Below are 22263 nucleotides of genomic sequence, written 5' to 3' on the forward strand. Positions count from 1 at the left end.
GGCGTGTGCCGATCGGCGCAGCCCCTGGTTTTCGACGGGCGCAATAAAGCGTGCGGTCGAGGGCCGTCATCGTGGTCCCGGCGGTGGCGTTGTGGTGGGCGCGCGGCAGGCCTCCTCGGCAGCACCATGGCCGGTGGCCCAGTGGTGGCTGCCGTCGGGGGTTGAGTGGCTCGTGCGGGTACGGCTTGAGGCGCTGGGCTGACCGGCTTGAGGCTGGCCGGCGGTCGGGGACGGCTGGGCCTGCGGCGGCCAGATCTGGGGCGCCCGGACTTGCGGCGGCCAGGCCTGGTGTAGCCGGGCCCTTGGCGCCCGGACCTGCGGTGGCCGGGTGTGCGGTGGCCGGGTGTGCGGTGGCCGGGCCTGCGGTGGCCGGGCCTGCGGTGGCCGGGCCTGCGGTGGCCGGGCCTGCGGTGGCCGGGCCTGGGGTGGTCGAGGCGATCGGGCCGACTGCGGCCGGGCCAGCCGGGCCTGGCGCGGCCGGGTGGCGGTGGCGTGGCCGGTAGGGGCGGGGTGGGGGCAGTGGTGGCATCGGGGTGTCGCCGTGCAGGCTGCGCCATTTGCGGGTGTGGCGTTGAATCAATCCGTACTGTCGGCGCTCGTGATGCTCGCGGCGGAATTCTTCGGCGCCGGCGGAGTAGTTTCGGCGTTTGGTGGGGTCGCGCCATTGTGCTATCTGGGTGTGGTTGAAGAATTGCATCTGACCCCGTATCTGGCGCATGAGTTATTGTCCCGCGAAAATCAGCGGAGCGGTAAGAGGAAAAACGTGCCACCTTGGCGCGGGTGATCGGGTCGGCATGCGGTTCCGTAATGCGATCCGTTCCGCATTCGCATGTCGCAAACACGGTGTCCGGCCGGAGCTGGGCGACCGGCCACACCGGCCCGCTGCGGATGGTCAGAGCGATTCCGGCCCGCGCCGAGCCTGGTGCGCGTGCTCGGTCTCGACGACTTCACGGCGGGCGACGCTCAGGGCCGGGAGTGCCTCGTGGGGGATCCGGCCGCTGGGTTGCTGGTCGCGCCAGGACAGCGCGTGCTCCAGCAACGGCAAGGCTCGCAGCACCTGACCGGATCTGATCAGGGCGTCCCACAGTGGCTCGAACTTCTTCCAGCCGCCGGCGTACGCCAAGTGGCGCAGCCGGGAGCGGGCGGGCTTGTCCTTGGCGCCCTGCCAGATGTTGGGCCAACGGTAGAAATCCCGGTAGGCCCGCCAGTAGCCCTCCTCCAGCTGGGCGGCGGTCATCCCGCGCGGCGAATAGACCACGTGGCGGGTGTCGTAGCGGTCCCAGTCCCGGTGGAGCAGGCGGGGCTCCATGCGCTTGTAGAGAGCGGTGCCCGGATACGGCGTCATGATGTGGAACGTCGCCGTTTCCAGGCCGTGCTCGACGCCCCACGCGACGGTGCGGTCGAAGACGTCGGGGCCGTCGTCGTCCATGCCGAAGACGAAGCTGGCGTTGATCATGACGCCGGTGTCGTGGAGGCGGCGGACCACCGCGCCGTAGTCGCGGCCCACGTTCTGGCGTTTGCGCTGCGAGGGCAGGTTGGCCGCGTTGATGGTCTCCAGGCCGACGAACATGCTGCGCAGGCCGGCGGCGGCCGCCTTCTCGAGCAGGCCGGGGGCCAGGATCGCGTCGACCGTGCTCGCCGCCTGCCAGAGGCGGCCCATGCCGCGCATGCCGTCGAACAGGGCCGACGCGAAGCGCTTGTTGCCCAGCAGGTGGTCGTCGAGGAAGTACAGGTGCTTGCCGGGCAGGCGGTCGATCTCGGCCAGCGCGTCGTCCACCAGCTGCGTGTAGAACGACTTCCCGCCCTCGAAGAACGCGTCCTTGTAGCAGAAGTCGCAGTGGTGCGGGCAGCCTCGGGTCACCACGATCGAGTTGGGCACGAGGTAGCGGTGCCGCTGGATCAGGTCCCTGCGGATCGGCGGGAGCCCGGCCAGCGTACGGCGGGAACTGGTGTATCTGCTTGCGAAAGAGCCCTGGCGGAAGTCGGCCAGGAAGCGGGGCCACGTGTCCTCGCCCGGACCGATGAAGATCACGTCGGCGTGTGCCGCCGCCTCGTCCGGGAGCGAGGTGACGTGCAGGCCGCCGAGCGCCACCTTGACGCCCCGGGCCCGGTACGCATCGGCCAACTCGTACGCGCGCCGGGCCGAGGTTATGTAGACCTGGATGACCACGAGGTCGGGCGTGTCGTCGTCCACGTCGAGCTTCGTGACGTGCTCGTCGAGGATCCGGACCTCGTCGGTGGGGGAGAGGTAGGCCGCGAGCGTGGCCAGGCCGAGCGGCGGGAAGAGCGAGTACTTGATCGGCCGGAACAGCGGGCTGGTGGCCTCGGTCAACGCGGGCAGGATCATCGTGACGCGCATGCCGCGAACGCTAGGGACCGGACCGGGAGGACGGGTGGGCGATCTGTGAAGGATTCGCTCAGGCCTCGGCCATCGCGAGGGCGCGCTCGGTGCTGCCCTCGGCCAGGCCGCGGTCGATCGACGGGCGCGCGGCCAGCCACATGGCGACGCCGACCACCAGCACGGCGCACTCGGTGAAGGTCAGTGCCCAGATGATGCCGCTCAGGCCGAACCACACGTTGCCCAGCAGGACGGCCGGGATGAACAGGACGCCCTGCGCGGTCGACATGACGGTGGCCGGAAGGGCCCGGCCGGTCGCCTGGAACAGCGAGGTGAGCAGGCCGGTGAAGCCGTTGGCGAGCATGGCGGTCAGCTGGGCCACGAGGACGGTGACGCCGATCGCGAGGACCGAGTCGTCGGCCGAGAAGACGGCGAACGCCTGCTCGCGGAAGACCACCAGCGTGACCAGGAAGAGCAGGCCGATGCCGCCGACCGCGATCGCGGAGGAGCGCAGCGCGGAGGTGAGACGCTTCCGGTCGCCCTTGCCGTACGCGTAGGCCAGCAGCGGCAGCACGCCCGCCGTCACGCCCATGAGCAGGAACTCCGGCACCTGGGCGATGCGGACGGCGACGCCCATGGCGGCGAGCGGCCCGTCGCCGTACGAAGCCGCGAGGTTGTTGAGGATCAGCGCGGTGACGATCAGGAAGCCGCCCTGGAGCAACTGGCCGACCCCGACGCCCAGGACGGGCTTGAGCACGGCCGGGCGCAGCGTGAACCAGCGCGGGGCGAGGCTCATGTGCTCGCTGTGGCGGTGCAGCCAGACGGCCCAATATCCGATGCTGAGCAGGTTGGCCAGGCCGACCGAGAGCGCGGCCCCGGCCACGCCCCAGTGCAGCACGAGGATGAACAGGGCGTCGAAGACGAGGTTGCCGGCGGCGGAGACGGCCAGGCCGATCATGGCTTGGCGGGCGGCCCCCTCGGCTCGCACGAGGCTTTCCAGGCAGAAGGCCGCGGCCAGTACGGGCACGAAGGCCAGCATGACGGCCACATACTCCCGGGTCGCGGGGGCCGCCGCGGCGTCGGCGCCGAGCAGCGACACCAGTGGGTGCAGCAGGAGCAGGCCGATGCCGCCGACCACGGCTCCGGTGACGACCGATCCCCAGACGGCGAACGACGAGACGTGTTTGACCTGGCCCGCCTGGGCCGGGTCGTTCTCGGCCGCGCCCAGCAGCCGTGCGATCAGGGCCGAGCCGCCGACGCCGAACACGCCGCCGAACGCGAGGACGAGGGCGAAGACCGGCGTGCCGAACGTGATGGCGGCGAGCAGGGAGGTGTCGTGCTGCGAGCCGATGAAGCCGGAGTTGACGACGTTGTAGAGGGCGCCGATGACGAAGCCGGCGGCCATCGGCACGCAGAGGTGCACGAGGGCTCGGGTGATCGGCGCCGAGGAGAGGTACCAGCGGTTGTTCATGGCGGTTTCCTTAAAAGGGCAGGGGTCATCGCGCGGCGGCGCGTAGCCGTCGCGTCTGGTGGGGAGGGCGGTCAGCGGCTGGGCGGCGCCAGCTCGGCCGTGATCTTGGTCAGCAGGGCCAGGAGCTCCGCCCGCTCGGCGGGGGAGAGCGGGGCCAGGATGGTCTCGTCGGTGGCGGCCATCGCGGCGGTGAATCCGGCGATCAGCTCGGCGCCGGCCGACGTGGCGTACACCCGCTTGCTCCGCTCGTTTCCGGGCTCCGTGCGGCGCTCGACCAGTTCGCGGCGCTCGAGCCCCTGGAGCAGGCTCGACACGCTGGCGGCGCTGGTGCGGGTGACGTCGGCGATGTCGCGCTGGATGGCGCCGGGGCTCTGCACCAGATAGCCCAGCACGAAGGCCTGCTCGTGGGTGAGGTCGCGCTCGCGGACCCACTCCTCGCCGGCCTTGCGCTGGGCCCATCCGATCCATCGCATGAGATCGAGGGAGGTGGTGAGCTTCGGAGCGTCCATGGTTAGAACTCTAAACGTTCGGACTCTAACTGTCAACGCTCTAAGTCTGGCGCATCCATGGATGTTGATGCAAGGTGAGGAAATGGAGGGCATCTTCCGGCGCAAGCCCGTCGAGGACGTCGAGGACGAGCGGGACACCGACCTGCAGCGGTCGCTCGGGTTGTGGCAGCTCACGGCCATCGGGGTCGGTGGCATCATCGGCGCCGGGATCTTCGCCCTGGCCGGGGCGGTCGCGCACGAGACGGCCGGGCCGGCCGTGCTGATCTCGTTCCTCATCGCGGGCATCGCCTCGGCCGCGGCCGCGCTGTCGTACGCCGAATTCGCCGGGATGATCCCCAAGGCCGGCTCCGCCTACACGTACGGCTATGTCGTCCTCGGTGAGATCGTCGGCTGGTTCATCGGGTGGGACCTGCTGCTGGAATACACGGCGATCGTCGCGGTCGTCGCCATCGGCATCTCCGGCTACTTCTCGTTCCTGGTCGGCGAGCTCGGCCTCGACCTGCCGGCCTGGATGCTCGGCGCTCCCGGCAGCGGCGACGGGCACGTGGTGGACCTGTTCGCCATGATTCTGTGCCTGCTCATCGCGTACCTGCTCAATCAAGGCATCCGGGCGGCGGCGCGGGCCGAGACGGCGGTCGTCGGGATCAAGGTCTTCGTGGTCCTGCTGGTGGTGGTCGTCGGGTTCTTCCACATCAACACCGACAACTACTCGCCGTTCTTCCCGTTCGGCTGGAGCGGCGCAGTCACCGGCGCCGCCACGGTCTTCTTCGCGGTCTTCGGGTACGACGCCATGAGCACCGCGGCCGAGGAGAGCAAGGACGCGCGGCGCCACCTGCCGCGCGCGATCATCTATTCGCTGGCCATCTCGATGGTGCTGTACGTGCTGGCCACGCTCGTGCTCACCGGCATGCAGAACTACCAGGACATCGACCCCGAGAGCGGCTTCTCGTCCGCCTTCGCCGCGGTCGGCCTGTCCGGCCTGGCCGACGTCATCGCGGTCGGCGCCATCATCGGCATCCTCACCGTCATGTTCACCTTCATGCTCGGCGTGACCCGCGTCTGGTACTCGATGAGCCGCGACGGCCTGCTCCCGGCCTGGTTCGCCGGCCTGCATCCGCGGCGGCGCGTGCCGAGCCGGGTGACCTGGATCGCCGGCATCGCCTCGGCGCTCATCGCGGGCTTCCTGCCGATCCGGGAGGCGGCCGAGCTGACGAACATCGGCATCCTGCTAGCCTTCGTCGTGGTCTGCGTCGCGATCATCGTGCTCCGCTACCGGCGGCCCGAGCTGCCCCGCTCGTTCAAGGTGCCGGGCATGCCGGTGGTGCCGGCGGTCGGCGTGCTCTTCTCGATCTGGCTCATCACGTTCCTCGACCCGGTCACGTGGTTGCGCTTCCTGATCTGGTTCCTGCTCGGCGCGGCCGTGTACTTCCTCTACAGCCGCCACCATTCGAAGTTGAACGATAATTAGTCCGTGGCCGACATCGTCACCTTCGGATCGGACAAGCCGCCGAGGCGCTTTCGCCTGGTGGGCGCGGTCGCCGTCCTCCTGACGGCTCTCGGCGTCCTCCTCTTCGTCAACCGCGACGGGGGCGAGCAGCCTGCTCCGGTCACCCTTACCCCCACTTCCTTGTGTACGGGGCCCTCTTCGGGAGCCCCGGCCGCGGTCACGGGCGCCTCGCCGGTGGCGATCGTGATCGAAGGCGCGTGCGACCCCGGGTCCGTCCTCGACCGCCGTGACACCGAGGCCGGCGCCGGCCCGTGGACGATCGTGGTCCGGCGCGCGGGTGGTGCGCTCGGGCGGGACGGCGCGGTGATCACCTATCCGGTCGCCGCCTCCGCGACCTCGCGCGGGGCGGTCGTCAAGGCGCTCGGCGGCGGCCACGTCCGGGTACGCGGCGACCTGCCCGCGGCCGACCTGCGGGCGATCGCCGACCGGGTCCGGCTCTCCGGCGGCCGGCCGGTCGTCAGCCCGCCGCCGGGCCTGTCCGTGGTCGCCTCGGGCACCTACCGGCCGGCGTCGATCCACGAGGTCCGGTACGGATCGGCCGAGGTGGGGGAGCGGGAGGCCCTCGGAAGTGGCCTGACCTTCACCGGCGTGGCCGCGGCCGGCGGCTATGAGGACCACCTGTACGCGACCGGCGAGCTCACCTCGGTCTTCGGCGGCAACGGCGCGATCGCCTGGGAGCCGAAGCCCGGCCTGATCGCCTTCATCGGCTACAGCGGCGCCGAGCGCGGCCCGGCCGCCGACGAGGCGCTGAAGCGGCTGGCCGGCCGGGCCCGCGCCATCAACGGCGACGGATGGCGGGCGATGAATCCGACCGTCGCCCCGCAGAGCAACGACATTCCATGATCGTTGATACGCTGCCCGGGTTTCCGGCTTGGCGTATGGGGAGTGTCATGAGCGACGGCGTGGCTGGTGTCAACAGCGTCTCCCGCGAGGTGGTCGAGAAGATCGCGGCGGCCGCGGCCCGCGAGGTGCCCGGCGTGTCCGACCTCGGCGGCGACGTGGCCCGCTTCTTCGACCGGGTGCTCGACCGGATCGGCCTGGATGAGGTCGGCGACGCCACCCGGGGCGTGCACGCGTCGGTGAAGGGCGCGGCCGTCGAGGTCACCGTCGTGCTGGTGATCGCGTCGGGCGCGGTCGTGGCCGACGTCATCAAGGCCGTTCAGGCCAAGGTCTCGGAGGCGGTGTCCGGCTTCGGCCTGACCGTGACCGGGGTCAACGTCAAGGTCGACGACATCGCGATGCCGGGCGCGTCCACGCCGACGCTGTAGCCGCCATCGGGAAACCGATGGCTCGCATTCCTTCGACTATTGGCCGGCCTATGGGAGTCCGGCCTAGCGTTGAGGCATGTCGAAGATCTTGTTCATCATGACCGGCGCCGGCGCGTGGACCCTCAAGGACGGCTCGAAGCACCCGACCGGCTACTGGGCCGAAGAGGCCGCGGTGCCCTACCAGGAGTTCACCAAGGCGGGCCACGAGGTCGTCGTCGCGACGCCGGGCGGCGTCGTGCCCCCGGTCGACGAGGGCAGCCTGGCCGGCGACGCCGCGAAGTTCCGCGAGGTGCTCGACGCCGCGCCCGAGTTCAAGCAGCCGATCGCGCTGGCCGACGTGAACCTGGCCGACTACGCGGCGGTCTACGTGCCCGGCGGCCACGGCCCGATGGAGGACCTGGCCGTCGACGCCCGCTCCGGCGAGCTGCTGGCGGCGGCGCTGCGCGCGGGCACCCCGCTCGGCGTGGTCTGCCACGGCCCGGCCGCGCTGCTGGCCGCCGTCGACAGCGACGGCCGCAACGCGTTCGCGGGATATCGGGTGACCGCCTTCACGAACGCCGAGGAGACCCAGGCCGGCCACGCCGCCAAGGCGATCTGGCTGCTGGAGGACCGCCTCAACGAGGCCGGCGTGAAGGTCGAGGCCGGCGCGCCGTGGTCCTCCCACGTGGAGGTCGACCGCAACCTGGTCACCGGGCAGAACCCGCAGTCGTCGGCGGCCGCCGCCGCGGCTCTGCTGAAGCAGCTCGAAGCCTAGGCCTGTCGGTCGATCAACACTGAGCGGTCGATCAACACTGGGCAGTGCGCGTGGTGCAGCAACTGGAGGCCGGTGGAGCCGAGCAGGGCGCCGCTGACGTTGTTGTGCCCGTGACTGCCGACCACGACGAGCTGGGCCTTGGCCGAGGCGGCGACGAGGGCGGCGGCCGCGCTGTCGTGTGAGAGCACGGTGGTGACGGGCACCCGGGGGTACTTCTCGATCCAGGGTGCGAGCTGGGCGGCGAGCTGCCGGCGTTCGGTCTCGTCGTCCTCGGGCAGGGGCACGGCGGCGGCCGGCACGCCGAGCCACAGCGGGACGGCGGGCCGGACGGCACGGACCACGGTCAGGCCGGTCTCGCGGGCGGCGGCCGCCTCGAAGGCGGTGGCCAGCATCGCGTCCGAGTCGTCAAGCCCGGCCACGACCGGCCCGGCATCGGCGGCGGCGTCACGGCTGGCCACGACTGGGCCGGCGTCGGCGGCGGCGTCATGGCTGGCCACGACTGGGCCGGCGTGGTCGAGGCCGGCCACGACCGGGCCGGCGGGCGCGGTGCGGCCCCGCACGATGACCACCGGGCAGGGGGCCTGCAAGGCCATCTTGCGGCCGACCGAGCCGAGCAGCATGCCCGCGAAGCCGCCGTGGCCGCGGCTGCCGACCACCAGGAGGGCGGCTCCTGTGGAAGCTTCCAGGAGCCTCGGTGCGGCGTACCCGGGAAGAACGTCTGTCTCGATCTTGATGCCCGGCTCGAGGGCCCGGGCCCGGCTGTGTGCGGCCGCCACCGTCGTCTCGGCGAGGTTGCGGGCCACGTCGGCGTACTCGCTGCCGACGGCGAACCGCGAGTCGTGCAGATCCCAGTCGTAGGCGAGCACGATGCGCAGAGGCGCACCCCGGCGCCGGGCCTCGCCCGCCGCCCATTCGACCGCCGCGGTGCCGCAGGCGGTCCCGTCCGTGCCGACGACCACTGCCGGATTCCTCATGGCCGATCTCCCTTCCTTCCCCTCGATCGTCGGCCGGGGCGCGGTGCGCGCGGCAGAGGCGATCTGCTCGGGGAGGGTGGGACTTAGGACCCTGTCGTCCGGCTCGTCCCGCGACGAGGCTGGAGGGCGGAGGTGCTTGACGATGGTGGTCGCGGTGCTGGTCATCCTGCTGGCCCTGATGATCGGTGTGATGGTGTCGTGGTTCCGGGTCCTTCCGTCAGCGGAGCCGTTTCCCGCGCCCTCCGAGCCGTCCCCGGCTTCCGCGGCGTCCTCGCCTTCCGCGTCGGCGCCTTCACCCGAAAGCCTTGAGGGCGCTCTCGCGGCTCAGTTGGCCGCGGGCGCGATCACCCGGCGTCAGTACCTGCGGGCCATGGAATGGGTGGCGCTCCGCGAGGAAGAGCGCCACCCCATGGAGCCTCTGGAGGACGGCCGCGGGTAGTCGTCGACTGCTCGATGTTGTTCGTTCGTGCAATCTCGTGCGGCTGGGTGTCAGAGGACGGCCGCGGCCAAGCGTTCGATGCCGTCCGGGTCGGCGGTGGAGGGCTGGAAGACGAGCTCGTCGACGCCGAGGTCGGCGAACGCCTGGACCGCGTCCCAGGCGGCCGCGGCGCCGCCGGCGATGCTGCCCACGACGATGTCGCGGTATTCGGCGGGCGCGGTGCCGTAGTAGTCGGCCACCCCGGCCCGGCCCTTCTCGAGGTCGTCGAAGGCGAAGTAGTTGATGGCGATCAGCCGGGGCGACCCCTCGCGGCCGGCGTCCTTCCAGGCCTTGCGGGCGGTGTCGAAGTTCTCGGCCAGATAGGCGGGCGGCACGGCCGGCGCGATGTAGCCGTCACCCCAGGTGGCCATCCGCTCGTACGAGGCCGGGCTGCGCCCACCGAAGATCATCGGCACCCGCCGTGCGGTCAGCGGCACGGCCCCGTTGTCGCCGCCGCCGACCGGCTCGCCGTCCCAGACCGACCGGTAGATCTCCAGGTCGGCGTCGATGCGGCGGCCGAGCCCGCGCGGCCCCAGCCCGTCGACGACGAAGTCGTCGGGCCGCTGTCCGATGCCGACGCCGAGGGTGAGCCGCCCACCGGAGACGCCGTCGATCGACGCGACCTCCTTGGCCAGCAGCACGGGCGGCCACACGGTCGCCAGCAGCACGTTGCTGAGCAGGCCGATCGTGGTGGTCGCGCCGGCCGCGGCGGCCAGCGCCACGGTGTCCATGACGCCCGGGTAGGCGATCCGCCCGATGGTGCCGAGGGTGGCGAACCCGGCCCGCTCGGCCCGGGCCGCGTAGGCCGGGATGGTGGAGGCGTCGACGTCGCGGACGTGGTTGGGTAGCCCGATTCCGATCTTCATAATTCCGATGACGCGCCCCGGGCGCCCGGGTTCAGGCGCCGTGATCCGGCCCACCCGCGCCGCACATTTGCCGAACATTTACCGACGCGCCGCTGGTTCTGCGGCATCATCGCCGGGTGACGAACGGCGGCGCTCTGAAAGAGCTGGACGAAACAGACCACGCGCTGCTCGAAGCCGTGCAGCGCGACGGCCGCGCGACCCTGAGTGACCTGGCCGTCGAGATCCGGCTCAGCGTCTCGGCGACCCGCGCCCGGCTGCGCGCGCTGGAGGAGCAGAGGATCATCACGGCGTACGCGGCCCACGTCGACCCGGAGGCTGTCGGTTACGCACTGCGAGCGGTCGTACGCATGAAGGTGAACGGCCCCTTGTTCGACGCCGAGGTCGCGACGGTGCTCGAGCGGCACCCGCAGATCGTGCGCTGCCTGCGGGTGACCGGCGAGTCCTGCTACATGATGGAGATCGTGGCCACCGGCCTGCGCGATCTGGAGGAGATCACCGACGATCTGGCCCAGATCGGCCCGATCACCACCGACCTGGTCTACGAGGTCGTGGCCGACAAGCCCACCCCCGTCCCATAGTCGTACCCGTGCCCGGCGGCTCAGCCCTTCAGGGCTCGCGTGAGGTCCTCCAGTTCGGCCAGGCGCGCGGCCGGGCTGAGGCGTGCGGCGGTGGCGACCAGGATCAGTTCGGTCACGGCCACCTCGTGGGTGATCGGGTCGATCGGGCCGGCCGCCTCGCGCGGAAGCCGCACCACCACGTCGGCCTGGCCGGTGCTTCCCTCGTCGGTGATCAGAATCAGCCGGGCTCCGCGTCCTTTCGCCGCGGTGACGAAACGCGCGGTCTCGGGGGAGTAGCGCCGGAAGTCGTATGCGACGACGACATCCCCCGGCTGGAGATCGAGCAGCACCCGGGCCCGGGCGGAAGCCGGGCCGGGCACATGGCTCACACCCGGCCGGAGGCTGGCGAGCTGCCGGACGAGATATTCGGCCGCGAGCTCGCTGAGCCGCCCACCCAGGGCCCACACCGTGCCGGCCGTGACCAACTGCTGGGCGATCTCGGTCAGCACGCCGTCCGGTACGGCGGCCAGGGAACCGTCGAGACCGGTGCGCAGACTGTTCGCCGCGCTGTCCAAACCTGACGGTTCGCTCACGAACGAGCGTAGGCGTGAGCGGTCCTGAGCTCGTACAGCCGCCTGGAAATCGGCGAAGCCGTCGAACCCGAGCCTCGCCACCAGCCGGGACGCGGTCGGCGGGCTGACGCCGGCCCGATCGGCGAGCGCGCGCAACGAACCGAGCGCCGCGTAGGGGTAGTCGTCGATCAGCACCCGGGCGATCGCCTGCTCGCCGTGCGTCAGTTCCGGATAGATCTCCCTCAGCCTGTCGATCACGATGACAAACGTTACACGTCTTGCCCAGGACGAAACAAATGTTAGATTGCTCGGCATGACCCCTTGGCGTGGCCTGATCAACAGCTCCTACCGCCGCTTCCTGCCGATCGCGGCCGGGACGACGGCGGTCACTCTCCATGAGGGCAACACTCCATTGCTGCACTCCGCGTATCTGTCGGAGGTGACCGGCGGTGACGTCTGGCTGAAGGTTGAGGGCGCCAACCCGACCGGTTCCTTCAAGGACCGGGGCATGACCGTGGCCATCACGCAGGCCGCCGCCGACGGCGCCGAGCTGGTGATCTGTGCGTCGACCGGCAACACGAGCGCGTCGGCCGCCGCTTACGCGGCCCGGGCCGGCATCGCCGCCGCCGTGCTGATCCCCGAGTCCGGTGTCGCCAAAGGCAAGCTGGGCCAGGCCGTCCGCTACGGAGCGCGCGTCGTCGAGGTGAGCGGAACGTTCGACGACTGCCTGCGCATCGCCCGCGACCTGGCCGCTCACCATCCGGTGGCCCTGGTGAACTCGGTGAACAACGAGCTGCGCCTGTCCGGTCAGCGCACCGTCGCCTACGAGATCGTTGACACCTTGGGCGCGGCCCCCGACATCCACTGCCTCCCGGTCGGCAACGGCGGCAACATCACCGCCACGTGGCAGGGGTACCGCGCCTACGCGGGTTCGGCCGCGCCCGCTTCTCCTGATCACGCATCTCCAGGTTCGCGCGCGCTCCCTCGCGTCTGGGGTTTCCAGGCGGCCGGTGCGGCTCCTTTCGTACGCGGCGAGGCCGTGGCCCGGCCGTGGACGGAGGCGAGCGCCATCCGGGTCGGCAGCCCGGCCACCTGGGCGCCCGCCGTGGCCGCGCGGGACGAATCGGGCGGGCTGATCGGAGAGGTCACCGATGAGGAGATCTTCGAGGCGTACGGCATCATCGCCCGCCACGACGGCGTCTTCGCCGAACCCGCCTCCGCAGCCGGTGTCGCCGGCCTGCTGAAGCAGCACCGGGCCGGCGTCGTCCCGCCCGGAGCCCGCATCGTCATCACGCTGAGCGGCAACGGCCTCAAGGACCCGGACGCCTCCCTGCGCGACGGGCTCGACACCGCCCACACCGGCCCCACCACGAAGGAGGCCGCCTCGGTCCTGCTCGCGCTGTAGCTGCGAGTTCCCGCCCTGGCCTGGAGCGCAAACACGCATCGCTGGCGGTCAGGGCTTGATTCAAGGATCGATATGACCTTGAGTGGTCGCTATGGAACTGACGTCGGTCGATCGGGGCGTGCGGCGGGGCCGGGTGGCGGCGTCATTGGCCTTCCTCGGCTTCGGTACGGCGCTCGGGGTGTGGACGGCGCGCATTCCGGCGGTCAAGAGCAACCTCGGCCTGAGCGACGGGCGCCTCAGTATCGCGCTGCTGGCGTTCGCCGCCGGGTGCATCGCCGGGATGGTGCTGATCGGGCGGCTGAGCGACCGGTTCGGCAGCGCGCGGGTGCTCGTGCCGGCGATGGTGCTCGAGGGTGTGCTGCTGGTGCCGCCCGGGTTTGCCGGTGGTCTGGTGGCCTTGTGTGTGGCCCTGTTCCTGTTCGGAGCCACGCACGGCACGCTCAACATCGCCATGAACGCCAACGCGATCGAGGTGCAGCGGGCGGCCGGCCGCCCCATCATGTCGTCGTTCCACGCCGTCTACAGCGTCGGCGGTTTCCTCGGCGCCATGATCGGCAGCCTGTTCGCCCGCGCGGGGGCGGGAGTGGGCGTCACCCTGCTCACCGTGGGCATCGCCGTCGTCGTCCTGGCCGTCTGCTCGGCGTCCTGGTTGCTGTCGTCGCGGCCTGCCGCGCCGGCGCCGGCCGTCACTGAACGGCCGCCCACCGCGCGGGCGTTCGGTGAGCGCCGTTCGCTGATGCTCATGTTTCTCGGCGTTCTCGTTCTGTGCACGCTCGTCGGTGAGGGGGCGGCCGCCGACTGGAGCGCCGTCTACCTGCGTGACAACCTGGAAACCAGTGCGGGCTTCGCGGCGTACGGTTATGCGGCGTTCGCCATCATGATGACCGTCGGCCGGATCTTCGGTGATCGGCTGACCCGTGCTCTGGGGCCGGTCCTCCTCGTGCGGCTGAGTGGGTTGGTGGCCGCCGTTGGTCTCGGCGCCGCCCTGCTCGTGAACCAGCCGGTCGCCGGTGTGGTGGGTTTCGGGCTGCTCGGCGCGGGGCTGTCCTGCATCGCCCCACAGGTCTTCACCGCCGCCGGTGAGCGGGATCCGGAGCGGGCCGGCCGCGCGCTGTCGACCGTCGTCAGCATCGGATATCTGGGCTTCCTGCTCGGCCCGGTGCTCATCGGCGCCGTCGCCACCGTGGTGACCCTGCCGGTCGCGCTCGGGATCCCGGTGCTGCTGGCCGTTTTCGTCGCGGCGAGCGCGCCGGCCCTGCGCCCTCGCGGTCAGCGGTAGAGGGCGGCCACCGTGTGGAAGGCGGCCTTCGGTTCCCACGGCATGTCCGGGTACGTCTCGCCGGTGCGGTCCTCGTAGACCTTCACGATGCCGTAGCTCGCCCGGTCGAGGTCGTCGCGCGGGTCGCCGTCCGGGCGGTGAACATGGTCGCCGAGCGCGAAGATGAAGACGAAAGCGGTGTCCACGCCCTCGGCGTCGAAGACTTCGAGGGTCTCGCGCAGGTAGCGGGCCTGACCCTCCTCGTCACGCTCGTGGTCGCCGGTCAGCCGCACCGGGCCGCCCTCCGGGTCGTACTCCACGATGTCGAGCCCTTCGGCGCCGGCATCACCCGCGCCCCGGTACGTCGCCGAGCCGAACTCGGTGACGGCCACCGGTTTTCCTTGCGCGACCAGGGTTCGTACGCCCTCGGCGAAGATGTCCGCCACCCGCGCGGAGCGATACAGGTCTACGGACACGAAGTCGAACGGCGCCCAGTCGACGCGTTCCAGCGGCACCGACGCATACGTGATCGAGCCGGCGAAATGCTCGCGCACAACCGCCACGGCCCGCCCGAGGAAGTCGTTGATCCGCACGGTCAGGGTGCCGATCGTCTCCCGTACGCCCTCGGGCCGGCGCAGCGCCGCGACGCGCTCCCGGGTGTCGCCGCCCGGCAGGAATCCCGGATTCATCAGGCTCAGCTCGGCCCCGGCGACGAAGACGACGTCACCGGGCAGTCGCGCGGCGCGCCTCGCGCAGTCGGCGAACAGCGCCAGCATCGCGCTTTCGGTCAGTTCCAGAGGGTACGGCGAGAACCACACCTCGAGGCCGGCGCGCAGGGCGATCGCGGCCGCCGCCTCGATCCGCTCGGGGTCGCCGCCGATGATCCGCACCGCCGTGCAGTGCAGATCCTCCTTGATGACGCTCAGCTCCCGCTCCACCTGCTTCAGGTCGAAGACCGGCCGGGAGTTGCGCCCCCGCAGCACGAACCCGGTGTCGTAAGTGATGCCTTTGCCCCGCACGAACGCCTCCCCAGTTAGGTACTCCACGTACCCTATTTTGACGGCGACGTGCCGGCAACCCGATGCTTGTGCCATGAACAAGACCCCGGCGACCCGGCGCCGCGGCGCCGAACTGGAGGAGGCGCTGCTGCGGGCGGCGGCCGACGAGCTCGTCGAATCGGGCTACGCGGGGCTGACGATGGACCGGGTGGCCCGCCGGGCCGGCACCAACAAGAACGCCCTCTACCGGCGCTGGCCCGACCGGTTGGCGCTCGGCATCGCGGCGTACCGCTTGCTGGCCAAGGCTTTTCAGCCGCCCGACACGGGTGCGCTGCGCGGGGACGTGCTCGAGACGCTGCGCCTGGCCAACCGGCACTGGAGCTCACCGCTGGGCGCGATCCTGCGCGAGCTGATGGCCGCCGCCGGATCCGCGCAGGAGCTGCTCGCTCAGCTCTCCGACCGGTCCAGCGACACCACGGCCGCCGCCTGGCTGCTCATCCTGGGCCGCGCGGTGGCCCGCGGTGAGGCTCATCCTGAGGCGCTCCACCCGCGTGTGGCCACCGTCGCGATCGACCTGCTCCGCAACGAGTTCGTCACCCGTGGCGTCCCTACCGTCCCGGACGAGGTGCTCCGCGAGATCGTGGACGAGGTCTACCTTCCCCTCGTCCGTTCGAGGGACGCCGGCCGCCTTTCCTGACGACCGGCGCTACGGCACCTCCGCCAGCGCTGCCCGGGAAGCGTCGCTGTCGCCGAGCTGGTCGAAGACGTCGCCGGCGACGCGGCGGCCGATCAGCAGGCTGGAGGTGGCGGCGGGGGAGGGGGCGTTGAGGACGTGGACGGCGCGTTCGGTGCGCTGGATGACGAAATCGTCGACCAGGGCGCCGTCGCGGGTCACGGCCTGGGCCCGCACGCCGCTGCCGTGCCGGCGCATGTCGCGGCCCTTGACGCTCGGCGCCATCTTGCGCACCTCGCGCACGAACAGCGGCCACACGAGCGATCGGCTGATCTCGCTGACGCCGTACCGCCAGAAGCGTTTGGTCAGTCCCCGCAGCGCGGGGTCGGCGAGCAGCTCGCGGATCATCTTCGGATCGACGTCGCGCCAACGGTATCCGTGCCGGGAGAGGGCGGGCACCGCGTTCGGCCCGATGTGGACGGTGCCGTCGAGCATCGGGGTCACGTGCACGCCGAGGAACGGCAGCTCCGGGTCGGGCACGGGGTAGACCGGGTTCGTGACGAGGTTGCGCAGGCCGGGCCGCAACTCGGCGTACTCGCCACGGAAAGGCATGATGCGCACCGGCGGCCTTTCGCCGAGCGCCTCGGCGATTTTGTCGCTGTGCAGGCCGGCGCAGTTGACGACGACACGGGCGCTCACCTCGCCATTGATCACCGTGCGGTCGCCCCGCGTTTCGAAGACCTTTGCGGGTGTACGAAGGCGCAGGTCGGCGCCGAGCCCGGTCAGCTCCGCGGCGAGCGTGCGGGCGACAGCGCCGAAGTCGGTCATCGCGGTCTCGGCGACCCAGAGCGCGCCGACGCCGGCGATGTTCGGCTCGCGCTCGTTGATGGCGCGCCGGTCGAGGCGTTCGACGGTCACGCCGTTGGCCCGGCCACGCTCGGCCAGCATCTCGAGTTGCGGGAGCTGGCGCTCCGCGGTGGCCACGACCAGCTTGCCGGTGCGCTTGACCGGGACGCCGTTCGCCTCGCAGTAGCCGATCATCGCCTCGCCGCCGGCGCGGGCCAGCCGGGCCTTGAGGCCGCCGGGCTTGTAGTAGAGCCCGGAGTGGATGACGTTGCTGTTGTGCCCGGACTGGTGGGCGCCCCAGCTGTCCTCGGCCTCCAGTACCGTGACAGTCAGACCCGGCCGTTCGCGCAGAAGCGCGCGGGCTGTGGCGAGACCCAGCAGTCCGCCTCCGATGATGGCGACGTCAACATTCACGCTGTAAATGTATACAGACGCAGCGCCTGTAGTAAATGCACGATATGCTTCCGCGGTGAGTGCCGACGCGATCGCCGACCAGCTGCGCTCCGCCCTGCGGCGCGGCGAGTTCCTGCCCGGCACGCGCCTGGTCCAGGAGAAGATCGCGTCCGACCTCGCCGTGAGCCGCATCCCGCTGCGCGAGGCGCTGCACATGCTGGCCGCCGAGGGGCTCCTGGTGAACAAGCCGAACCGGGGCATGGTGGTCGCCGAGCTCAGCCGCGACGAGGTGGACGAGCTGTTCGACCTGCGCCTCCAGCTCGAGCCCAGCCTGGCCGAGGAGATCGTGCGGGGCTGCCGGCCGCGCGACGTCGACGCGTTGCGCGACCTCGCCGAGCAGATCCACGACAAGGGCGCCGACGCGGCGGCGCGCGCGGCGCTGAACTATCAGTTCCATTCGCGCATATACGAACTGTCCGAGCGTCGGCTGACCATCCGGTTCATCGATCAGTTGCTGCATCTCGTCGAGCCGTACAGCCGGCAGTGGGTCCGCTCCGGCCGCGACCTCGAACGCATCGACGAGGAGCATCGGCAGATGGTCGCCGCCCTGCGCGACGGCGAGGCCATGGCCCTCGCCCGGGTGATCGCCGACCACATTGTGGGAGCGCGCGACCACGTGATGGCCGCTCTCCGTCCGTGACGGGGTAGCATCGCGGCGTGAACAAGTACTGGCACGTCGTCTCCCCGCCGGTCCGCCCGTAACCGGGCGCACCCGCTGACGATCTGTTCCGCGGCCCCGCCGATGCTCACATCGGCCCGGGTTCTTGTTCCGTGCGCCCGTGACGAATCCAGCCCTGTCCCGGAATTCGACACGGAAGTTCACTCTCTTGTCTGTCACGACTCGTCCCACTGCCCTTGACCACCACGTCAACCCGCTGGCCGGCCCTGTGCCGGTCCTCGCCGCCGCCACCCTGTGGGGAACCACCGGCACAGCGGCGTCCTTCGCCCCATCCGCCGCACCCGCGGCCGCCATCGGCGCCGCCGGGCTGGTATTGGGTGGGCTGCTTCTCTTCCTGACCGACCTGCGGCTGGTCTCTCGGTCTGCCTCTCCGCTTCCGTCGCCGCTGGCCTCTTCGGCTCCGTCGCCGCTGGCTCCGTCGCCGCTGGCCTTCCCGCTTCCTCGGCGGGAGTGGCCGTTGGTGCTGCTCGGCGCGATCACGGTGGCCGGTTATCCGTTGAGCTTCTACCCGGCGGTGGCGCGCTCGGGCGTGGCCGTCGCGACCGTCATCACGCTCGGCAGCGCGCCCGTTTTCGCCGGCCTGCTGGCCTGGCTCATCCAAGGAGCGCGCCCGGCCCGGCGCTGGACCATCGGCACGGTCGCGGCGATCGGCGGATGTGCTGTCCTCGTGCTGGGACCTGAGCTCGTGGGTGGCGGAGCCGGGATGGACGTCGTGGGAGTGGTGCTGGCGCTGGTCGCCGGCCTGTCGTACGCGGCGTACACCATGGTCGGCGGCAACCTCATCGCCCGCGGCCACCCGTCGGGGACCGTGATGGGCACGATGCTCGGCCTGGCCGGCCTGCTCGTCCTGCCCGTCGTACTCGCGGGCGACCCCGGCTGGCTGCTCTCGGCTCGCGGCGCGGCAGTCGCGGTTTACCTCGCGCTCGTGCCGACATACGCCGCGTACAGGCTCTTCGGCTACGGCCTGCGGCACACCACGGCGACCACGGCCACGGTGTTGTCCCTGGCCGAGGCCGCCGTCGCAGCTCTGCTGGGTGTGGCCCTGCTGGGCGAGCGCCTGTCGGCTTTGTCGTGGGTGGGCTTGGCCGTCCTCGCCGCCGGTTTGGCGTTCCTGACGATGCCCGCGCGTTCGCGCACGGCTGCCGGCGTTCGCGCGCGTTCGCGCACGGCTGCCGGCGGTTGATGAGCGTCGCGCGCGTTCGCGCACGGCTGCCGGCGGTTGATGAGCGTTCGCGCGTGTTCGCGCATGCCAACTGGCGGTTGGTGGTCGCCTTCGCACCTCCGCGCATGTCTTCCGGCGGTTGATGGGCGCCTTCTCGCATGTCTCTCGAAGGTGGATGGTCGCTCCCGCGCGATCGCGGGTTCAGCTGGCGGCTGGTGCGCGCTTCCGGCTCTGGTCCAAGGGGTGGGCTCAGGTGGTGCTGGGGTGGGAGCTCTGGCGGACCCGCAGCTCGGCGGGGAAGACGCAGCGCCAATGGGGGGCCAGCTGGCGGGCTACCATCGCGCGGGTTGCGGCGGCGGCCATCGCCTCTACCGGCTGGTGGACCGAGGACATGGGTGGGGTGGCGCATTCCGCTATGACGCTGTCGTCGAAGCCGACCACGGCGACGTCCTGGGGGATGCGCCGGCCCGCGTCGGCCAAGGCCTGCATGGCGCCGGTGGCCATCAGGTCGCAGCCTACGAAGATGGCGTCGATCTCGGGCTCCTCGGCCAGCAGGCGCTGCGTCAAGGTGTAGCCGTCCTCGCGCCGGAACTTGCCGCTGGCCGAGATGTCGGGCAGGCCCAGCTCCAGCACGGCGCGGCGGTGGCCTTCGCGGCGGCCCTCGGCGCACGCGTTGCCGTTCTCGCCGTGCAGGGCGGCGACGCGGCGGCGGCCGCTTTCGTGCAGGTGGACGATGGCGGCGCGTGCGCCTTCGGCGTTCTCCAAGCCGATGTACGGGACGCCGGGGGCCGACGGGCTCATCGCGACGACCCGGTCGCAGCGGGCGTAGAACTCCCCGGCGATCTCCGGCGGCACGTTGATGAGCAGCACGCCCAGCGTGACCGTGTCGGCTATCCGGGTCAGGAGCGCCCGCGCGCCGGCCTCGTCGACCACGTGCACCCGCAGCTGCGCGTTGCCGCCGGCCAGCTCCTGGAGGAAGCCGGCGGTGACCCGGCCGTAGTACGGGCTGGACCCGAAGATGGACGGCTCGTCCACGACGACGAGCTCGATCACTTCGCCGTGTCCCGAGGCGAGCGCCCGCGCCACCGGATCGGGACGGAAACCCAGGGCTGCGATGACCTGCCGTACGTGTTCACGCGTCTGCGGCGCCACGCCGGGCGCGTCGTTGATCACTCGCGAGACCGCCGCCTTGGAGACTCCGGCCCGGCGGGCGACATCGGCCAGCGTCGGCCTCCCCTGCGGCATCGGCCAACTATAGGTCCAGCCGATCAAGAGGGCCGCCCCATTAACGCCCCGCGCGGAAGGGCGCGCGATCAGGTCCTCGACCGGGGTGCGGATCTTGGCCTCGATCGAGGCCGCGAACTCGGGCGTGCGGAAGCCGTGCACGCTCGTGTTCGAGAGTGCACAAGCACGCACAATCGTGCACTGAAGCGTGCGGAAAGGCGAGGCGGGTACAGGTGTCGTGTGCATACCGTTGAGCTGCTGCTTGACCCGGGGCTCGAGTCGCTCGTGCGGCAGAAGTGGCTGACTCTGCGGGAAGCTGGGTTGCCGAGCTTGGCCACGCACGGGCACGTAAGTAATCGGCCGCATCTGACGGTGGCCACGGCGGAATCATTGGTGGGGCCGGTGGGGCCGGTGGGGCCGGTGGGGCCGGTGGGGCCGGTGGGGCCGGTGGGACCGGGGGGACCAGCGGGGCCGGTGGGGCCGGTGGGGCTGGCCGGGCCGGTGGGGCACGTCGGAGCGGGGACGACGGGGCAGGCGCCGGCTGGGCTGGTGGAGCTTGTGGCGGGGCGGCTGCCGCTTGTGGCTGAGCTTGGGGTGGTCACGTTTCTTGGGCGGGCCGCGGTGTGGGAAGTGCGGCCCACGGACGCGCTTCGGGAACTGCATGGGCTGGTCTGGGCTTCTCTGCCGGGGGCGTGGCCTCCTCCCGAGGAGTGGGTTCCGCACGTCAGCCTTGCTCTTCGGGTGCGGGCTGACCAGCATGATGCCGTGATGGGCGCGCTTGCTGACCTGCCCCGGGCCGCGGGGCATTTCGTGGCGGCCCGGAGCTATCACACAGCCACGCGTGTGGTCACTGACCTCGCGCTCTAGAAGCGGTGGCGGTCCGGCAGCATGTCGTCCAGCGGCAACGGCGCCGACAGCTGGGCCGTGGTGGCCGGAGTTGCCGGGACGCCCGCCCACCGGCGGAGCGTTGCGGTGGCCGCGGCGGCGTCCTCCGGCTTCAAGCGGGCGATGTTCGCGCCGTGGTTGGCGCCCGGTGCCACGTACAGGGACGAGTCGCGGCGGCTCGGGGTGAAGCGTTCCGCTCCCCACGGGTCGTTCTCGCCGTAGATGAACAGCATCCTCTGTGCGCTTGTGCGGACCCACAGGTCTACGTCGATCATCGGCAGCGGGTTGTGGGGGCGGCGCAGCTCCTTCGGCAGTGAGGAGTTCGCCGTGTACAGGCCCGGGTAGTTGCGCAAGCCCCTCAGGTGTTCGAAGCGCAGGCTCGGCCAGCCGAGCTGGGTGGCCGCCTGGTAGTAGTACGGCCAGTAGTACTCCAAGGCCTGGTCCGTGTAGAAGCTCCACCCGGCCACGCCGTCGATCCAGTCGTACAACTGCTCGTCCGTGGCCGTGGCCGCTGTTGGGACGGTTGCGCAGTCGGCCTCGGCGCTGTACTGCCAGAACGCCCACACCGAGTCGAGGACGGTCATCTCGAAGGAACGGTCGGCCGTGCCGATCGTGCGGGTGAACGTCCAGCCGTTCGCGGCCGCGTCGGTCTGGAGGCGGTCGACCAGACTCGCCCGGCGGCGCAGTGCCTCGGCCTGCACGTTGTCCAGGGCGGTGCGGCACCCGGGCGTACCCACGGTGTCGAAGAACTTGTCGTAGGCCGTGTCGGCGGGGTTGATGACGTCGTTGGGGGCCACGTACGCGACGACGCCGTCGACGTCGTTCGGGTAGAAGCGCCGGTGGTAGACCGACGTCATGCCGCCCTTGCTGCCGCCGGTCTGGATCCACTTGGTGTCGTAGACGGTCTTGAAGGCGGTCACGATACGGTGCTCGTCGCTCGCCTCCTGCCAGATGTTCAGGTCGGACCAGTCGGCCGGCGCGGGCCGGGACGGGGTGAAGAAACGGTGCTCGACCGACACCTGGTTGGCGTTCAACAGCGCCGTCGGCTCCGTCTGCGACGGGCGCGGGGCGGCGGCCAGGCCGTAGCCGCTCGTCGACAGCACGACCGGGCTGTCGGCCGAGCGGTGCAGCAGCGTGAGGCGCTGCTCGTAACTGCCCTGCTGGGGGTGGCGGTGGTCGGCCGGCTGGCGGTACGTCAACACGAAGAACCGGTAGCCCGTGCCCTGCGTCTGCGAGACCACGGTGAGGCCGGGGATCGCGGTCAGCTGGTCGAGCAGCGGATCGTCGGCCGCGCGGGCGACGCCGGCCGGGGAGAGAACGACGAGCAGGGACGCGAGGGCAGCGACGATGCGTAGTCTCACGCGTCCGACCATATCGACGAACCGT

Annotated in this window: 22 protein-coding genes; 12 read left to right on the top strand and 10 right to left on the bottom strand. The window is 71.1% G+C overall.

From position 1 onward, the window contains the following. The first annotated feature begins 541 nt into the window (after window positions 1–541). Window positions 542–784, top strand: coding sequence for a hypothetical protein (locus tag ACFY36_RS46415; RefSeq protein ID WP_499752330.1), 243 nt, complete (start codon window positions 542–544; stop codon window positions 782–784). Window positions 785–892: 108 nt separating this feature from the next. Here the strand turns inward: ACFY36_RS46415 and ACFY36_RS46420 are convergent, their stop codons facing one another. The 3 genes from ACFY36_RS46420 to ACFY36_RS46430 all read right to left on the bottom strand — a co-directional run bounded on the left by ACFY36_RS46420 (window position 893) and on the right by ACFY36_RS46430 (window position 4318). Further along, window positions 893–2359 (bottom strand): B12-binding domain-containing radical SAM protein, encoded by a 1467-nt coding sequence (locus ACFY36_RS46420; protein WP_499752331.1) that lies wholly within the window; start codon window positions 2357–2359, stop codon window positions 893–895. Window positions 2360–2417: 58 nt separating this feature from the next. Then, complete coding sequence (locus ACFY36_RS46425) at window positions 2418–3809, bottom strand: MATE family efflux transporter (protein ID WP_499752332.1); 1392 nt, start codon at window positions 3807–3809, stop codon at window positions 2418–2420. A 71-nt stretch (window positions 3810–3880) separates the two neighbouring features. Then, entirely contained in the window at window positions 3881–4318 is a 438-nt protein-coding gene (locus ACFY36_RS46430) for a MarR family winged helix-turn-helix transcriptional regulator (protein WP_499752333.1), read from the bottom strand. An 82-nt stretch (window positions 4319–4400) separates the two neighbouring features. Between ACFY36_RS46430 and ACFY36_RS46435 the strand changes: the two genes are divergently transcribed. The 4 genes from ACFY36_RS46435 (at window position 4401) to ACFY36_RS46450 (ending at window position 7847) form a co-directional block, all read left to right on the top strand. Continuing rightward, window positions 4401–5786 carry an amino acid permease gene (locus ACFY36_RS46435; protein WP_499752334.1) on the top strand — a complete coding sequence of 462 codons (1386 nt, stop codon included), beginning with the start codon at window positions 4401–4403 and terminating at the stop codon, window positions 5784–5786. A gap of 3 nt (window positions 5787–5789) precedes the next feature. Next, the gene (locus tag ACFY36_RS46440; protein WP_499752335.1) at window positions 5790–6668 is read left to right on the top strand and encodes a hypothetical protein; all 879 of its coding nucleotides are present in this window, start codon (window positions 5790–5792) and stop codon (window positions 6666–6668) included. 47 nt (window positions 6669–6715) lie between these two features. Beyond that, complete coding sequence (locus ACFY36_RS46445) at window positions 6716–7093, top strand: Asp23/Gls24 family envelope stress response protein (RefSeq protein WP_499752336.1); 378 nt, start codon at window positions 6716–6718, stop codon at window positions 7091–7093. 76 nt (window positions 7094–7169) lie between these two features. Continuing rightward, on the top strand, window positions 7170–7847 hold the full coding sequence (locus ACFY36_RS46450; protein WP_499752337.1) for a type 1 glutamine amidotransferase domain-containing protein: 678 nt from the start codon (window positions 7170–7172) through the stop codon (window positions 7845–7847). Here the strand turns inward: ACFY36_RS46450 and ACFY36_RS46455 are convergent. Further along, a complete protein-coding gene (locus ACFY36_RS46455) occupies window positions 7844–8821 on the bottom strand; it encodes a universal stress protein (RefSeq protein ID WP_499752338.1) in 978 nt (325 codons plus the stop codon). The two genes, ACFY36_RS46450 and ACFY36_RS46455, sit on opposite strands and share 4 nt — an antisense overlap. A gap of 142 nt (window positions 8822–8963) precedes the next feature. On the opposite strand from ACFY36_RS46455, the gene ACFY36_RS46460 reads away from it, so the two are divergent. Continuing rightward, a complete protein-coding gene (locus ACFY36_RS46460; protein WP_499752339.1) occupies window positions 8964–9260 on the top strand; it encodes a hypothetical protein in 297 nt (98 codons plus the stop codon). A 50-nt stretch (window positions 9261–9310) separates the two neighbouring features. Here the strand turns inward: ACFY36_RS46460 and ACFY36_RS46465 are convergent, their stop codons facing one another. Continuing rightward, complete coding sequence (locus ACFY36_RS46465) at window positions 9311–10165, bottom strand: LLM class flavin-dependent oxidoreductase (RefSeq protein WP_499752340.1); 855 nt, start codon at window positions 10163–10165, stop codon at window positions 9311–9313. Window positions 10166–10281: 116 nt separating this feature from the next. On the opposite strand from ACFY36_RS46465, the gene ACFY36_RS46470 reads away from it, so the two are divergent. Then, window positions 10282–10743 (top strand): Lrp/AsnC family transcriptional regulator, encoded by a 462-nt coding sequence (locus tag ACFY36_RS46470; protein WP_498699169.1) that lies wholly within the window; start codon window positions 10282–10284, stop codon window positions 10741–10743. 20 nt (window positions 10744–10763) lie between these two features. Here ACFY36_RS46470 and ACFY36_RS46475 read toward each other — a convergent pair whose 3' ends face one another. Next, complete coding sequence (locus ACFY36_RS46475; protein WP_499752341.1) at window positions 10764–11552, bottom strand: MurR/RpiR family transcriptional regulator; 789 nt, start codon at window positions 11550–11552, stop codon at window positions 10764–10766. A gap of 55 nt (window positions 11553–11607) precedes the next feature. Here ACFY36_RS46475 and thrC point away from each other — a divergent pair, with 55 nt between their 5' ends. Continuing rightward, complete coding sequence (thrC, locus tag ACFY36_RS46480) at window positions 11608–12699, top strand: threonine synthase (protein ID WP_499752342.1); 1092 nt, start codon at window positions 11608–11610, stop codon at window positions 12697–12699. 91 nt (window positions 12700–12790) lie between these two features. After that, entirely contained in the window at window positions 12791–13978 is a 1188-nt protein-coding gene (locus ACFY36_RS46485; protein WP_499752343.1) for an MFS transporter, read from the top strand. Here ACFY36_RS46485 and ACFY36_RS46490 read toward each other — a convergent pair. After that, window positions 13969–15003, bottom strand: a complete 1035-nt coding sequence (locus ACFY36_RS46490) for a glycoside hydrolase family 113 protein (protein ID WP_499752344.1) — start codon at window positions 15001–15003, stop codon at window positions 13969–13971. The two genes, ACFY36_RS46485 and ACFY36_RS46490, sit on opposite strands and share 10 nt — an antisense overlap. A gap of 46 nt (window positions 15004–15049) precedes the next feature. Here ACFY36_RS46490 and ACFY36_RS46495 point away from each other — a divergent pair, with 46 nt between their 5' ends. After that, complete coding sequence (locus ACFY36_RS46495) at window positions 15050–15652, top strand: TetR/AcrR family transcriptional regulator (protein ID WP_499752345.1); 603 nt, start codon at window positions 15050–15052, stop codon at window positions 15650–15652. Window positions 15653–15661: 9 nt separating this feature from the next. On the opposite strand, the gene lhgD is transcribed toward ACFY36_RS46495, so the two are convergent. Next, window positions 15662–16888 (bottom strand): L-2-hydroxyglutarate dehydrogenase, encoded by a 1227-nt coding sequence (gene lhgD, locus ACFY36_RS46500; protein ID WP_499752346.1) that lies wholly within the window; start codon window positions 16886–16888, stop codon window positions 15662–15664. Window positions 16889–16943: 55 nt separating this feature from the next. Between lhgD and ACFY36_RS46505 the strand changes: the two genes are divergently transcribed. Together ACFY36_RS46505 and ACFY36_RS46510 are read left to right on the top strand one after the other, a co-directional pair. Continuing rightward, entirely contained in the window at window positions 16944–17567 is a 624-nt protein-coding gene (locus ACFY36_RS46505; protein ID WP_499752347.1) for a GntR family transcriptional regulator, read from the top strand. A gap of 187 nt (window positions 17568–17754) precedes the next feature. After that, window positions 17755–18789, top strand: a complete 1035-nt coding sequence (locus ACFY36_RS46510) for a DMT family transporter (protein WP_499752348.1) — start codon at window positions 17755–17757, stop codon at window positions 18787–18789. 228 nt (window positions 18790–19017) lie between these two features. Here the strand turns inward: ACFY36_RS46510 and ACFY36_RS46515 are convergent, their stop codons facing one another. Together ACFY36_RS46515 and ACFY36_RS46520 are read right to left on the bottom strand one after the other, a co-directional pair. Beyond that, a complete protein-coding gene (locus ACFY36_RS46515) occupies window positions 19018–20154 on the bottom strand; it encodes a LacI family DNA-binding transcriptional regulator (RefSeq protein WP_499752349.1) in 1137 nt (378 codons plus the stop codon). Window positions 20155–20855: 701 nt separating this feature from the next. Continuing rightward, window positions 20856–22238, bottom strand: a complete 1383-nt coding sequence (locus tag ACFY36_RS46520; RefSeq protein ID WP_499752350.1) for a S28 family serine protease — start codon at window positions 22236–22238, stop codon at window positions 20856–20858. Between the last annotated feature and the right edge of the window lie 25 nt (window positions 22239–22263).

The sequence above is a fragment of the Actinoplanes sp. NPDC000266 genome (genome assembly GCF_042899005.1).
Taxonomy (GTDB): Bacteria; Actinomycetota; Actinomycetes; order Mycobacteriales; family Micromonosporaceae; genus Actinoplanes.

What these genes read in the sequence shown, in the direction of transcription:
- ACFY36_RS46420 (WP_499752331.1), bottom strand. Translation starts at nt 2,359, where the DNA reads ATGCGCGTCACGATGATCCTGCCCGCGTTGACCGAGGCCACCAGCCCG.
- ACFY36_RS46425 (WP_499752332.1), bottom strand. Translation starts at nt 3,809, where the DNA reads ATGAACAACCGCTGGTACCTCTCCTCGGCGCCGATCACCCGAGCCCTC.
- ACFY36_RS46430 (WP_499752333.1), bottom strand. Translation starts at nt 4,318, where the DNA reads ATGGACGCTCCGAAGCTCACCACCTCCCTCGATCTCATGCGATGGATC.
- ACFY36_RS46435 (WP_499752334.1), top strand. Translation starts at nt 4,401, where the DNA reads ATGGAGGGCATCTTCCGGCGCAAGCCCGTCGAGGACGTCGAGGACGAG.
- ACFY36_RS46445 (WP_499752336.1), top strand. Translation starts at nt 6,716, where the DNA reads ATGAGCGACGGCGTGGCTGGTGTCAACAGCGTCTCCCGCGAGGTGGTC.
- ACFY36_RS46450 (WP_499752337.1), top strand. Translation starts at nt 7,170, where the DNA reads ATGTCGAAGATCTTGTTCATCATGACCGGCGCCGGCGCGTGGACCCTC.
- ACFY36_RS46455 (WP_499752338.1), bottom strand. Translation starts at nt 8,821, where the DNA reads ATGAGGAATCCGGCAGTGGTCGTCGGCACGGACGGGACCGCCTGCGGC.
- ACFY36_RS46460 (WP_499752339.1), top strand. Translation starts at nt 8,964, where the DNA reads ATGGTGGTCGCGGTGCTGGTCATCCTGCTGGCCCTGATGATCGGTGTG.
- ACFY36_RS46465 (WP_499752340.1), bottom strand. Translation starts at nt 10,165, where the DNA reads ATGAAGATCGGAATCGGGCTACCCAACCACGTCCGCGACGTCGACGCC.
- thrC (WP_499752342.1), top strand. Translation starts at nt 11,608, where the DNA reads ATGACCCCTTGGCGTGGCCTGATCAACAGCTCCTACCGCCGCTTCCTG.
- ACFY36_RS46485 (WP_499752343.1), top strand. Translation starts at nt 12,791, where the DNA reads ATGGAACTGACGTCGGTCGATCGGGGCGTGCGGCGGGGCCGGGTGGCG.
- ACFY36_RS46495 (WP_499752345.1), top strand. Translation starts at nt 15,050, where the DNA reads ATGAACAAGACCCCGGCGACCCGGCGCCGCGGCGCCGAACTGGAGGAG.